This window comes from Streptomyces sp. NPDC047841, from assembly GCF_040704085.1.
GTDB classification, from domain to species: domain Bacteria; phylum Actinomycetota; class Actinomycetes; order Streptomycetales; family Streptomycetaceae; genus Streptomyces; species Streptomyces argyrophylli.
Map to the genome: position 1 here is coordinate 344,877 of NZ_JBEYRP010000003.1, position 13,368 is coordinate 358,244.

Here is a 13,368-nt window from a genome sequence, read left to right on the forward strand (position 1 = left end):
CGGTCACGGCCTCGCCCCCCGCTCGAACAACTCCCGTAGCGCCGCCCCGCAGTAGAAGCCCTGGCAGCGGCCGGACCGGGCGCGGGTGCGGCGGCGCAGGCCCTCCAGGCTGCGGGGCGGGACCGTACTGGCGAGGGCGTCGCGGATCTCCCCGCGGGAGACGCGCTCGCAGTGGCAGACGAGGGTGCCGTACTCGGGGTCGGCGGCGATGAGGCCGGGCCGCTGGTAGGGGCGCGGGAAGGCCTCGCCGAGGTTGGGCATGGTCACCGGTTCCGGCTCCCGGACCGGGCCGAGGTCGAGGCCGCCGTCGGCCAGCAGGCCCACGACATGGGCGGCGATGGCCAGCGACGCGGTCAGGCCGGTGGAGCGGATGCCGCCGACGGTGACGTACGCCTGCCCGGGGTGCGCGGTGATGCGGTAGTCCTCGTGCCCGGTGGCCGCGCGCAGCCCGGCGTAGACGGCGGTGACCTCCTCCTCCAGCAGGGCGGGCAGGATGCGCCGGCCCTGCTCCCGCAGCGCGGCCGTCCCGTCGGCGGTGGAACCGGTGGCCTCTTTGTCGCGCAGGTCCTCGGCGGTGGGGCCGAGCAGGACGTTGCCGTAGACGGTGGGGGCGACCAGGACGCCCTTGCCGAGGGCGGTCGGCACGGGGAGGAGGATGTGCCGCACGAGGGGGCGGGCGAGCTTGTCGTAGACGAGGAGCTGGCCGCGGCGCGGGGTGACGGTGAAGTCCTCGTGGCCGAGCGCGCGGTCCAGGGTGTCGGCGTGCAGTCCGGCCGCGTTCACCAGGTGGCGGGCGCGCAGGGTGCCCCGGCTGGTGGTCAGCAGGTGCCCGTCCGGGGAACTCACCGCGCGGACGGCGGTGTTGAGGTGCAGGTCGACGCCGACGCGGACCGCCTGGGTGGCGTAGGCGAGGGTGGTCGTCCAGGAGCAGACGATGCTCTCGCCGGGGACGTGCAGGGCGCCGAGCGCGCCGGGGCCGAGGCGGGGCTCGCGGGCGTACAGCTCCTCGGGGCCCAGCAGGGCGGTGTCGTGGTACGCGTTGCGCTCGGCCTTCCGGGCCAGCCGGGGCAGCGCGGCGAGCTGTTCCTCGTCCCAGGCGACCAGCAGCGCGCCGACCCGTTCGACGGGGATGCCGGTCCCGGCGGCGTAGGCGCCGAGCAGCGCGTACCCCTCGCGGACCAGGCGGGCCTCCAGGGTGCCGGGCGTCGCGTCGAAACCGGTGTGCAGGATCGCGGTGTTGGCCTTGGAGGTGCCCTGGCCGACGTCGTCCTGGGCCTCGACCAGGGCGACGCGCAGCCGGGGCCGGCGGGCGAGTTCGCGGGCGATGGCGCAGCCGACGACACCGGCGCCGACGATCGCCACGTCGTACGGCGTCGTGGGCAGCGGTCCGGCCGCGGTGACGGTCACGGGCCGAGGAGGGCCGCGACGGCGGAGCGGAAGCCGGCGCGGCGTTCGGCGGCCTGGTCGGCCGGGATGCGGGGCTCGTACACGGTGGCGGGTCTCCCGTCGGGCAGGGCGTCCGCGACGCTCAGGCCGGGGTCGGCGCCGAGGCGGGCGAGGGTGGCGGCGCCGAGCGCGGTGGCGTCGGCCAGCGCGGACACCTCCACGGGGCGTTGCAGCAGGTCGGCCTGTGTCTGCATGAGGAGCGCGGAGCGGGTGAGGCCGCCGTCGACGCGGAGCGTGGTCAGGGGCGCGCCCAGGTCGCCGGCCGCGGCCTCGGCGAGCTCGGCGACCTGGGCGGCGATGCCCTCGCACAGGGCGCGCACCAGGTGGCCGGCGGTGGTGTCGAGGCCGAGGCCGGTGAGGGAGCCGCGCAGGTCGCCGCGCCACCAGGGGGCGGCGAGTCCGGCGAGGGCCGGGACGAAGGTGACCCCACCGCTGTCGGGGACGGTGCCGCCGACCGGGTCGAGGTCGGCGGCACCGGAGAGGACGCCGAGGTCGGTGAGCCAGCGCACGGCGGAGGCGGCGGTGTACACCTGGCCGTCCAGGCAGTAGCCGGTGTGTCCGGCGAGCCGCCAGGCCACGCAGCTGACCAGCCCGGAGCCGCCGCGCCGGGGGCGGTCGCCGGTGTGGGCGAGCAGGAACGCGCCGGTGCCGTAGGTGCACTTGGCGGCGCCGGGCCCGGTGACGCGCTGGGCGAGCAGGGCGGCCTGCTGGTCGACGATCAGTCCGGTGAGCGGGATCTCCCTGCCGAACGCGCGCGTGGTGCCGACCCGCTGGGCCGCGTCGGTCACCTCGGGGAGGCGTTCGCCGGCCAGGCCGTAGAGGTCCAGGGCGCGCGGGGACCACTCGGCGCGGTCCAGGTCGAGCAGCTGGGTACGGCCGGCGGTGGCGGCGTCGGTGGCGAAGGCACCGGTGAGGCGGTGGACCAGCCAGGCGTCGGAGGTGGTGACGACGCCGTCGCGGGTGAGGTGGCGGCGGATCCAGGCCATCTTCGGCGCGGCGAAGTACGGATCGAGGGGCAGCCCGGTCAGCTCCCTCAACTCGTCCGCGTGCTCGCCGAGTTCGGCGCACACGGTCTCGGCCCGCCGGTCCTGCCACACCAGGGCGTCGGTCAGCGGACGGCCGGTGTCCGGGTCCCAGGCGAGGACGGTCTCGCCCTGGTTGGCGAGGCCGAGCGCGACGACGTCCTCACCGGCCTCGGCGAGCGCGCGCCGGCCCGCCTCCAGCACCGAGTCGTACAGCCGCGCCGGGTCCGCCTCGACCAGGCCGCCGGGCAGGTGGCGGGGGCGCACCTCGGCGAAACCGGTGCCGAGGACACCGCGTTCGGGGCAGACCACGAGCGCCTTGGTGCCGGACGTGCCCTGGTCGACGGCGAGCACCGGCCCGGTCATCGCGCACCCCCGGCGCGGGCGGGCCGGGCGTCCCGCGCCCGTGTCCGTCCCGCGCCCTGCGCTGCGGCCTGGAAGATCACCGCGTCAGCCTGCCGCCGTCGCGGCCCCGGAGTCAAGGTCTTCCCCGGGCGGTCAACTCGCCCTGTGGCTTGTTGACTTGGCAACAATGGTACGGCGGAACACACGCCTCTATAGTGACCGCCGACCACCGAGACATCTTCATCACCGCCCAGGGGAGGGCTGTTGCAACGTCACCCCGCCACCACGCCCGTGCGCCCGTGGCCGGGGGCCGGCGGCTGATGGCCAGAGACGGAACCCGCCCCTCCTACGACCCGGCCGGCCCCGACCACGCGCTGCGCGCCGCGCTCCAGGAGCTGCGCACCGGCCGCTGGATGGCCATGCGCACCCTGCTCGCGGAGACCACGCGGTGGTGGCAGTGGACCCAGCGCACCCAGGTGCTGGCGGCGGCCGCGGCCGGCACCGACGTGGTGCGGGCCTGGCTCACCGAGGAGCCGGACAGCGCGCACGCGGTGGTGATGCACGCCCGCGTCGGCGTCGAGCGCGCGTTGCGGGCCCGCCGGGAACGGCACCGCCGTACCCATGAGCTGTGGATCGAGGCGTGGGACGCCGCCCAGTCGGCGACCGTGGCCGCCCCGCGGGACCCGGTGCCCTGGGTGTGTCTGCTGGCACTGGCCCAGCTCGACCCGCAGCAGCGCTGGGAGGAGCACCGGGCCGCCGCGCCGGAGCCGATGCTGCCGCCCGGGCCCTGGGGGCTGCTGGCCGAGGCCGCACGGCGCGACCCGTTCAACCGCGAGGCCCACCACCGGATGCTCCAGTTCCTGTACGCGCGCGGCGGTTCGGGCCGGCTCGCGGAGGCCGCCGGGTACGCGCAGTGGGCCGCCGGCCAGGCCCCGCCCGGCTCGGCGCTGCACCTGCTGCCGCTGTACGTCCGGGTCGAGCGCTACCGCCGGGACAGCGGGCACGACGCGGCGCTGGACCTGCACTGGGTGGCGGAGGAGGCGACCCGGGAGGCGCGGCGCGCGCTGCACTCGTGGTTCGAGCCGACGGAGCCGGCCGAGCGCGCGCTGCCGGACCTCAACCACCTGGCCCACGCGCTGTGGGGTTCCCTGCAGTTCCCGGAGGCGGCACGGGTGTTCGACGCGATCGGCCCCTACTTCACCCCGCCGCCCTGGATGTACCGCACGCCGGACCGGGACCGGGCCGTGGAGGTCTTCGTACAGGCCCGGGACCGCTGCCGGGCCGCCGCGGGGGGCTCCCGGCCCGGACACCGCCCCTGACCACCGCGTCCGCACCCCCTCCGCACCACCTCGGGAGCTTCCCCGCACCGCCCCTTCGCACCGCCCCCTGAACGACCCCGTTGCACGTGCCCGTCCGACAACCGTTGATCCAGGAGGTCCCCGCGTGTCCCCCACCCCCGACCCCTCGTCCGCCCCCTCCCCCGGTCTGCCGCAGCAGGACGAGGAGCAGCGGCTGCGGGAACTCGGCTACCGGCCGGTGCTGGCCCGCCGCATGGGCGGCTTCGGCAACTTCGCGATCAGCTTCTCGGTCATCTCGATCCTGTCCGGCTGCATGACCCTGTACGGGTTCGGCCTGAACACCGGCGGCCCCGCCGTGATGCTGTGGGGCTGGGCGGGCGTCGGCCTGTTCGTGCTGTGCGTCGGGCTCGCGCTCGCCGAGGTCACCAGCGCCTACCCGACCTCCGGCGCCCTGTACTACATGGCCGACCGGCTCGGCGGCCGGCGCTGGGGCTGGTACACCGGCTGGCTGAACCTGCTCGGCCTGCTCGGCGCGATCGCCGGCATCGACTACGGCGCCGCCCTGTTCACCGGCGCGTTCGCCAACCTCCAGTGGGGCTTCGAGCCGACGCCCGGCAGGACCATGCTGATCTTCTGCGCGATCCTGCTGCTGCACGCGGTGCTGAACCTGTTCGGCGTGCGCCTGGTCAGCCTGCTCAACTCGGTCAGCGTGTGGTGGCACCTGGCGGGCGTGGCACTGATCGTCGGCGCCCTGGTGATCGTCCCGGACCACCACCAGTCGGCGTCCTTCGTGTTCACGAAGTTCGTCGACGAGACCGGCTGGGACAACCCGCTGTACGTGGCGGCGATCGGCCTGCTCCTCGCCCAGTACACCTTCTCCGGCTACGACGCCTCCGCCCACCTCTCCGAGGAGACCTCGCACGCCTCGGTGGCCGCCTCCCGCGGTATCGTCCGCGCCATCTGGGTGTCCTGGCTGGCCGGTTTCGTACTGCTCGCGGGCCTCACCTTCGCCATCCAGGACTACGACGCCACGCGCACCACCGACACCGGCGTACCGCCCGCCCAGATCATGCTGGACGGCCTCGGCACCGACGGGGCCAGCGCCCTGCTCCTCGTGGTCATCGTCGCCCAGCTGTTCTGCGGCAACGCCGAGGTCGCCGCGGCCAGCCGGATGGTGTTCGCGTTCAGCCGGGACGGCGCGCTGCCCGGCTCGCACCTGTGGCGCAAGGTCAGCGGGCGCACCCAGACGCCGGTCGCGGCCGTCTGGCTGTCCGTCGTCGTGGCCTGTGTCCTCGCCCTGCCGTCGCTGTACTCGGCGACGGCGTACAACGCGGTGACCGCCATCAACGTCATCGGCATCACCCCGGCCTACGCCATCCCCGTGTTCCTGCGGCTGCGGGCGGGCGACCGTTTCCGGCCGGGTCCGTGGCAGCTGGGCCGCTGGAGCAAGCCGGTCGGCTGGATCGCGGTCGTGTGGGTGGCCTGTGTGACGGTCCTGTTCTGCCTGCCGCAGTCGTCCCCGGTCACGGTCGACACGATGAACTACGCCTCCGTCGCCCTCGCCGTGGTCCTCGTCCTGGCCAGCGTCTGGTGGTACGTCGCCCGCCGGTCGTACGGCACCCCCACCACCGCCGCGTACGGCAGCGACCGCGACCAGGCGGAACTCGCGGAGGGCATCGTCTGAGCCGGCTGCCCGAAGAGCGCCGGTCCCGGTTCGGACCGGTGTGCCGCATGCGGCAGGATGAACGAGCGCGCCGGTCACCGGAGTTCCTCCGGCCGGCGCGGTCGCACATCCCGGACTTCGAGCAGGTGACAACGTGACGAGACTTCACCAACGGTGCCCCGCAGCGGTTCAGCGCCCCGGAGGTGACCGGTGAACCGCGCGCTGACCCTGGACGACCTCGTCCTCGCCGGCGTCGCCCTGGCGGCGGGGCTGGTGCTCGCCTTCATGTCGCGCACCCTGCTGCGCTGGCTGGCCAAGCACGCCAAGCGGACCCGCTGGAGCGGCGACGACGTCATCGTGGACGCGCTGCGCTCGGTCGTGCCCTGGGCGGCGATCGCGGGCGGCGCTGCCGCGGCGGCGGCCGTACTGCCGCTCACCCGGACCGTCCAGCACCACGTGAACCAGGCGCTCGAGGTCTGGCTGATCATCGTGGTGACCTTCTCCGCGGCCCGCGTGATCGCCGGCCTGGTCCGTTCGGTGACCCAGTCACGCTCCGGGGTCGCGGGCTCGGCGACGATCTTCGTCAACATCACCCGCGTGCTGGTGCTGGCGATCGGCTTCCTGGTCGTCCTGCAGACCCTGGGCATCTCCATAGCGCCCCTGCTCACCGCCCTCGGCGTCGGCGGTCTGGCGGTCGCCCTGGCGCTCCAGGACACGCTCGCCAACCTCTTCGCGGGCATCCACATCCTCGCCTCCAAGACCGTCCAGCCGGGCGACTACATCCGGCTGAGCAGCGGCGAGGAGGGCTATGTCGTGGACATCAACTGGCGCCAGACGACGGTCCGGCAGCTCTCCAACAACCTGGTGGTCATCCCCAACGGCCAGCTCGCCAAGGCCAACATGACCAACTTCACGCGGCCCGAGCAGCAGCTGACCGTGCTGGTGCAGGCGGGGGTGAGCTACGACTCCGACCTGGAGCACGTCGAGCGGGTGACCGCCGAGGTGGTCACGGAGGTCATGACGGAGGTCACGGGCGCCCTGCCGGAGCACGAGCCCGCCATCCGCTTCCACACCTTCGGCGACTCCCGGATCGGGTTCACGGTGATCCTCGGCGTCGGCGAGTTCAGCGACCAGTACCGGATCAAGCACGAGTTCATCAAGCGCCTGCACCGCCGCTACCGCGAGGAGGGCATCCGCATCCCGGCGCCCGCCCGCACGGTCTCGCTCCAGCAGGGCACGGTGGTGATCCCGCAGCAGCGCAGCGGGCAGGGCGCGGTGCCGGGGCCGGGGTCCACGGAGTAGCCCGGCCGCGACGTCCCGGCCGGCACGTACGCTGGAAGCAGCATGACCACGCCGGCCCCGGACCCCCGCACGCTCGACCGGCGGCTGGACGCGCTCGCGCGCCAGCCGTTCCGGGCGAGGTTCCACCTGCGCGGGCGGGACCGGGCGACCGCCGGCCTCAAGGGACCGGCGACCCTGCGGTGGCACGCGTACGACCTGATCGCCAAGCGGCTGGCGCCGGCGGAGCCGTACAAGGACGGCCGGCAGACGCCGTACCGCGGTCACCCGGTGTTCGTCGCCCAGCACGCGACCGCCACCTGCTGCCGGAGCTGCCTGCAGCGCTGGCACGGCATCCCCAAGGGGCGCGCACTGACCCGTGCCGAACACGCGTACGTGGTGGAGGTGATCAGCCGGTGGATCGCGCGCGAGATGGCGGACGGCGGTTTTTCCGGCCAGGACCCCTGTCGAGCCGACCCCGGGCACGAGATATCTTGATGTCGAGCAATGTTGCAGACGTGGAGCGGAGCACCCGGTGACTGACTCGACCATCATCTACACCTACACAGACGAGGCCCCGGCCCTGGCGACGCATTCGTTCCTGCCGGTGATCCAGGCGTACGCCTCGCAGGCCGGTGTGCCCGTGGAGACGCGTGACATCTCGCTGGCCGGGCGCATCATCGCCGTCTTCCCCGAGTACCTGGACGAGGGCCAGCGCATCCCCGACGCGCTGACCGAGCTGGGCGAGCTGGCCAAGACCCCGGCGGCCAACATCATCAAGCTGCCGAACATCTCGGCGTCCATCCCGCAGCTGAAGGCCGCCGTCGCCGAGCTCCAGGGCAAGGGCTACGCGCTGCCGGACTACCCGGACGACCCGAAGACCGACGAGGAGCGCGAGATCCGCGCCCGCTACGACAAGGTCAAGGGCTCCGCCGTCAACCCGGTGCTGCGCGAGGGCAACTCCGACCGCCGCGCCCCGGCCTCGGTGAAGAACTACGCCAAGACCCACCCGCACCGCATGGGCGCCTGGACCTCCGAGTCCAGGACCAACGTGGTGACCATGGGCGAGAACGACTTCCGCTCCACCGAGAAGTCCGTCGTCGTCTCCGAGGACGGCGCCCTGAAGATCGAGCTGGTCGGCGAGGACGGCACCACCACCGTCCTGAAGGAGTCCGTGCCGGTCCTCGCGGGCGAGGTCGTCGACGCGTCCGTCATGCGCGTCGCCGAGCTGAACGCGTTCCTGGCCGCGCAGGTCGCCCGCGCCAAGCAGGAGGGCGTCCTGTTCTCCGTGCACCTGAAGGCCACGATGATGAAGGTCTCCGACCCGATCATCTTCGGTCACGTGGTGCGCGCCTTCTTCCCGAAGACGTTCGCGAAGTACGGCCAGACCCTCAAGACGGCCGGCCTCACCCCGAACGACGGCCTCGGCGGCATCCTGAAGGGCCTGGAGAACCTGCCCGAGGGCGCCGAGATCAAGGCCTCCTTCGAGGCCGAGATCGCCGAGGGCCCGGAGCTGGCGATGGTCGACTCGGACAAGGGCATCACCAACCTGCACGTGCCCTCCGACGTCATCATCGACGCCTCCATGCCGGCCATGATCCGCACCTCCGGCCACATGTGGGGCCCGGACGGCCAGGAGCACGACGCCCTCGCCGTCATCCCGGACTCCTCCTACGCCGGTGTCTACCAGGCCGTCATCGAGGACTGCCGGGCCAACGGCGCCTACGACCCGTCCACCATGGGCTCGGTCCCGAACGTCGGCCTGATGGCGCAGAAGGCCGAGGAGTACGGCTCCCACGACAAGACTTTCGAGATCCCGGCCGCCGGCACGGTCCGCCTGACCGACCAGGCCGGCAACGTGCTCATCGAGCAGCCGGTCGCGCAGGGCGACATCTTCCGCGCCTGCCAGACCAAGGACGACCCGATCCGCGACTGGGTCAAGCTGGCCGTCACCCGCGCCCGCGCCACCGGCGACCCGGCCGTGTTCTGGCTGGACGAGACGCGCGCCCACGACGCGCAGCTGATCGCCAAGGTCAAGCAGTACCTGCCGGAGCACGACACCGAGGGCCTGGACATCCGCATCCTGTCCCCGGTCGAGGCCACCAAGCTGTCGGTGGAGCGCATCCGCCGCGGCGAGAACACCATCTCGGTGACCGGCAACGTGCTGCGCGACTACCTGACCGACCTCTTCCCCATCCTGGAGCTGGGCACCAGCGCCAAGATGCTCTCGGTCGTCCCGCTGATGGCGGGCGGCGGCCTGTTCGAGACGGGCGCCGGCGGCTCCGCGCCGAAGCACGTCCAGCAGCTCGTCAAGGAGAACTACCTGCGCTGGGACTCCCTCGGCGAGTTCTTCGCCCTGGTGCCGTCCTTCGAGCAGTACGCGGCTGCCACCGGCAACACCCGCGCCAAGGTCCTCGCCGACACCCTGGACCGCGCCACGGCGACCTTCCTCAACGAGGACAAGTCCCCGACCCGGCGCGTCGGCGGCATCGACAACCGCGGCAGCCACTTCTACCTGTCCCTGTACTGGGCGCAGGAGCTGGCGCGGCAGACCGACGACGCCGACCTGGCCAAGGCCTTCGCGCCGCTCGCCGAGACCCTCGCCGCGAACGAGCAGAAGATCGTCGAGGAGCTGAACGCGGTGCAGGGCTCCCCGGCCGACATCGGCGGCTACTACCAGGTCGACAAGGCCAAGGCGGACGCGGTCATGCGCCCGTCGGCCACCTGGAACGAGGCGCTGGCGTCGCTCGGCTAGTCCCTTCGAGGTGACGTGTCCGCCGCCCCGGCCGGGGTTTCCCGGCCGGGGCGGCGGCGTGCGGGGGCGGGGCCGTTGTCAGTGCCGTGTGGCACCTTGACCGTGCACGTCCCCGCCACCACCCCAGGAGCAGCCGGTGTCCCAGACCGCCCCCTCGTTCGACCTCCTCCCCGGTGCCGCCGGCTCACCGGTGCTGCTGCACGTGCCGCACTCGGCGCGCGCGGTACCGCGGGACGTGCGCGCCGGGATCGTGCTGGACGACGCCGCGCTGGAGCGGGAGCTGGACCACATCACGGACGCGCACACCGCCGAGATCGCCGAGCGGGCCGCCGCGCTCGCCGGGCTCCGGCCCTGGCGGTTCGTGAACCGGCTGTCGCGGCTGGTGGTGGACCCGGAACGGTTCCCGGACGAGCGGGAGGAGATGCTCGCCGTCGGCATGGGTGCCGTGTACACGCGGACCACGCACCGGGGTGAGCTGCGGGCCGCGGACACCGACCCGGAACCGCTGCTCGCCCGCTACTTCCGGCCGTACGCCGCGGCCATGACGGAGGCCGTGGCCGGCCGGCTGGCCACGGCCGGGCGCGCGGTGATCATCGATGTGCACTCGTATCCGGCCCGGCCGCTCCCGTACGAGCTGCACGGCAGCGGGCCGCGCCCGCCGGTGTGCCTGGGCACGGACGCCTTCCACACCCCGCCGGAGCTGACCGAGGCCGCCCGCAAGGCGTTCGCCGGCTGCGGCGGGACGAGCCTGGACAGCCCGTTCGCCGGGACGTACGTGCCGCTGGAGTTCTACGGCACGGACGCCAGGGTCGGCGCGCTGATGGTGGAGATCCGGCGGGACACGTACATGACGGAGCCAGGCGGCCCGGCCGGCCCGGGCCTGGACCGCCTCGCCACGGCGCTGGCGGCACTCGTCGACGCGGTGTAGCCGGGCGGCCGGCGCGGCGGACCGGCGGTGCTGAGGACCACCGGTACGCCTTGCCCCGGCCCGGCTTCCGGTGCGAGCCGGGAGCCGGTTCGCTCAGGCCCGCAGCCACTCCGTGACGATCACCTCCGCGCCGGTGCGCAGGCGCAGGGCGAAGGGGCCGGACGGCGGGGCGGTGCCGGCGAACCGGCCGAGGGGGTCCGCGGTGAGCGGGGCGCGGGCGGTCTGCGGGCCGCCGAGCACCTCGATCCGCGCCGGCTGCGGCGGCAGCAGCTGGCCGATCAGCCCCTCCTCGGTGACCTCGACGTCGACGGTCACCTCGCCCGCGCGGAACGTGAGCATGCGCGGCGCGTCGGTGACCCCCCTGATGGGCAGCGCGTCCACCAGCGAGTCGAAGGTCAGCTCGGCGAGCCGGGCGTCCAGCTCGTGCAGCGCGAACGCCTCCAGGGCCGCCTGGACCAGCTCGGCCGGGACCGGGTCCAGGACGGCGGCCGCCTGGCGCAGCTCCTCCTCCAGCAGCCCGTCCGCGAACTCCTCCGGCCCCTCGGGCATCCCGTCGTCGCCGTTCACACCGCACCCCGCGTGTCCATCCGGGCCCGCAGCCGGCGCAGACAGCGCTGGCGGAGCGGGCCGATGCTGCCGACCGCGATGCCGAGGGCGGCCGAGATCTCCCCGTAGCTGGGCGGCGGCGAGGCCATCAGCACGCGCAGCAACTGCCGGCAGCGCTCGCCCAGTCCGTCCAGTTCCTGCCAGAGGCGGCGGACCCGCTCGGCCCGGTCGGCCGCCTCCTCCGAATCGATCAGCGTCTCTTCCGGCGTCCGGTCCTCGCTGGCCCGGTCCAGCACCCGCGGATCATCCGTCAGGGTCAGCCGCGCCAGGCCCTTGAGCACCTTCAGGCACTCGTGCCGGGCCGTACTGGCCAGCCAGGCACCGGCCTTGTCGGGTTCCCGGATGCGGCCGAGGTGCTGGGCGAAGCGGAACCAGGTGGTCTGGAAGACCTCGTGTCCGTCGGCGTCCGACAGCCGGTGCGCCCGCACCACCGACCACACCAGCGGACTCATCCCTTCCACCAGCGCCTTCCAGGCCGCGGCGTCCCCGTCGACGGCGGACTGGACCAACGCGCCGACCTCTGTTCGGTCCACGGCTCCACCCCTTGTGTACGGCCTGTCATCGTACGCCGTGGAGCGGAGGGTTCCGGCCGTCATGCGGGCAGCGCCGGGAGCACGACGGGGACGGGTCGCCAGGTGGGCGGGCGGAGCGCCGCGACCCGCGCCCCGCGCACCTCGGCCCCTTCCGCGTCCGCCGCCAGCAGCCCGGCGCCGGCCGCGCGCGGGTCGCGTTCCCGGTACGCCGTCATCCGGGCGGCGACGAGTCCCGCGGCCACCGGGGTGGCGAAGGAGGTGCCGCTCCACTGCGCGAGGCCGTCGAACATCACCTGGTCCGGCTTGGCGCCGGTGCTCTCCCGGCCCTCGCTCAGCACACCGGTGTGGCGCGGGAACTGGCAGGTGCAGGCGTAGTCGGCGTCGCCGAACCGGCAGGCGTCGTAGGTGGAGTGCTGGTAGACGTACGGCACGGGCGCGGTGAAGCCGGTGAGGGCGCTGGTGAGGCGCTCGCCGGGGGCGTGGACGCGCACCCACGGCCCGTGGTTGGTGAAGCAGGCCCCGGACGCGCCGTCCGCGCGGAGGGCGCCGACCGACAGCACGCAGTCGGCGAACTCGGCCAGGCCGGCGTAGGCGGCGGGCCAGAACGGGACGTCGCTGCCGTTGTTGCCGGCGGCGGCCACCAGCAGGGTGCGCTGCTCGCGCAGTTCCGCCATGAACGCGTCGAGGCCGATCAGGCCGTCGGTGTCCGCGCTGGGCGTGCCCGCGGAGAGGCTGATGATGTCCGGCCAGCCGCCCCGGTCGACCGCGTCGAAGAGCAGGGCGCCGAACTCCGACTCCAGGACGGCGCCGGCGTCGTTGAGCGTGCCGCGCACGGTGATGTCGGTGTTGGGGGCGACGGCCGCGAGGATGCCGGCGATGAACGTGCCGTGGCCGACGTACTGGCGCAGCACGCCGTCGGCGTCGGTCTCGGTCAGCTGGACGTCGCCCGTGGTGTGGGCGAGCAGCGGGTAGGAGCGGTGGTCGTGCACCAGACCGGTGTCGACGACGAGGACGCCGACCGCGGTGGCCGGATCGTAACGCCCGTCGGCGGGCTCGGGGTTGGCGGTCGCGGTGCGCGGGACGGGCACGGGTTCGTCGCCGGGGCAGGCGTTGACGTTCCCCGCGATGTGCACCACGTGGTTGCGGCCGGCCAGCCGGCGGCCCTGACGGTCCTCGGCCTCCCGCACCGCGCGCAGGGCGTGCGGGACGCTGTCCTCGCCCTCGGCCGGGTCGCCGACCCGGATGCGGGTGACGCCGGTGCGGCCGGCCCGCGGGCCCACGCGGCGCACGTGGTCGGGGACGAGTCCCCGGGTCTCGGTGAAGTGCGTGCGCACGGCGTCCTCGACGAACCGGGCCTCCTCGCCGTCCCGGACGAGGACGACCCCCTTCTCGTAGAAGGACCCGGCGGAGTCGTCCGGCCCCATGGTGAGGGGGATGTCGGGCAGGGAGCGCTGGATGTGGTGGAACTGCTCGTGGAACCGGTGTGGTGCCATG

11 protein-coding genes are annotated in these 13,368 nt (G+C 73.8%); 6 read left to right on the top strand and 5 right to left on the bottom strand.

Translation table 11 applies throughout. From position 1 onward, the window contains the following. Positions 1-3: 3 nt before the first annotated feature. Positions 4-1,407, bottom strand: a complete 1,404-nt coding sequence (locus AB0947_RS06165; RefSeq protein ID WP_366749057.1) for an FAD-dependent oxidoreductase — start codon at positions 1,405-1,407, stop codon at positions 4-6. Further along, positions 1,404-2,834 carry an FGGY family carbohydrate kinase gene (locus AB0947_RS06170; protein ID WP_366749058.1) on the bottom strand — a complete coding sequence of 477 codons (1,431 nt, stop codon included), beginning with the start codon at positions 2,832-2,834 and terminating at the stop codon, positions 1,404-1,406. Before AB0947_RS06170 ends, AB0947_RS06165 begins: the two co-directional genes overlap by 4 nt. Positions 2,835-3,133: 299 nt before the next feature. Between AB0947_RS06170 and AB0947_RS06175 the strand changes: the two genes are divergently transcribed. From AB0947_RS06175 to AB0947_RS06200, 6 genes are all read left to right on the top strand, one after another. Further along, on the top strand, positions 3,134-4,132 hold the full coding sequence (locus tag AB0947_RS06175; protein ID WP_366749059.1) for a hypothetical protein: 999 nt from the start codon (positions 3,134-3,136) through the stop codon (positions 4,130-4,132). Between the two features lie 124 nt (positions 4,133-4,256). Next, complete coding sequence (locus tag AB0947_RS06180; protein WP_366749060.1) at positions 4,257-5,795, top strand: amino acid permease; 1,539 nt, start codon at positions 4,257-4,259, stop codon at positions 5,793-5,795. A gap of 189 nt (positions 5,796-5,984) precedes the next feature. Then, positions 5,985-7,076, top strand: coding sequence for a mechanosensitive ion channel family protein (locus AB0947_RS06185; protein WP_366749061.1), 1,092 nt, complete (start codon positions 5,985-5,987; stop codon positions 7,074-7,076). Positions 7,077-7,118: 42 nt separating this feature from the next. Beyond that, on the top strand, positions 7,119-7,550 hold the full coding sequence (locus AB0947_RS06190; RefSeq protein WP_366749062.1) for a DUF4186 domain-containing protein: 432 nt from the start codon (positions 7,119-7,121) through the stop codon (positions 7,548-7,550). Between the two features lie 37 nt (positions 7,551-7,587). Then, positions 7,588-9,807, top strand: coding sequence for an NADP-dependent isocitrate dehydrogenase (locus AB0947_RS06195; RefSeq protein ID WP_366749063.1), 2,220 nt, complete (start codon positions 7,588-7,590; stop codon positions 9,805-9,807). A 136-nt stretch (positions 9,808-9,943) separates the two neighbouring features. Beyond that, on the top strand, positions 9,944-10,735 hold the full coding sequence (locus tag AB0947_RS06200) for an N-formylglutamate amidohydrolase (protein WP_366749064.1): 792 nt from the start codon (positions 9,944-9,946) through the stop codon (positions 10,733-10,735). A 93-nt stretch (positions 10,736-10,828) separates the two neighbouring features. On the opposite strand, the gene AB0947_RS06205 is transcribed toward AB0947_RS06200, so the two are convergent. From AB0947_RS06205 to AB0947_RS06215, 3 genes are read right to left on the bottom strand one after another with little or no spacing between them, the layout of a single operon-like run. Beyond that, on the bottom strand, positions 10,829-11,284 hold the full coding sequence (locus AB0947_RS06205; RefSeq protein WP_366749186.1) for a hypothetical protein: 456 nt from the start codon (positions 11,282-11,284) through the stop codon (positions 10,829-10,831). 14 nt (positions 11,285-11,298) lie between these two features. After that, complete coding sequence (locus tag AB0947_RS06210) at positions 11,299-11,937, bottom strand: sigma-70 family RNA polymerase sigma factor (protein WP_366749065.1); 639 nt, start codon at positions 11,935-11,937, stop codon at positions 11,299-11,301. Beyond that, the gene (locus AB0947_RS06215) at positions 11,934-13,367 is read right to left on the bottom strand and encodes a S8/S53 family peptidase (protein ID WP_366749066.1); all 1,434 of its coding nucleotides are present in this window, start codon (positions 13,365-13,367) and stop codon (positions 11,934-11,936) included. Before AB0947_RS06215 ends, AB0947_RS06210 begins: the two co-directional genes overlap by 4 nt. Position 13,368 lies beyond the last annotated feature (1 nt).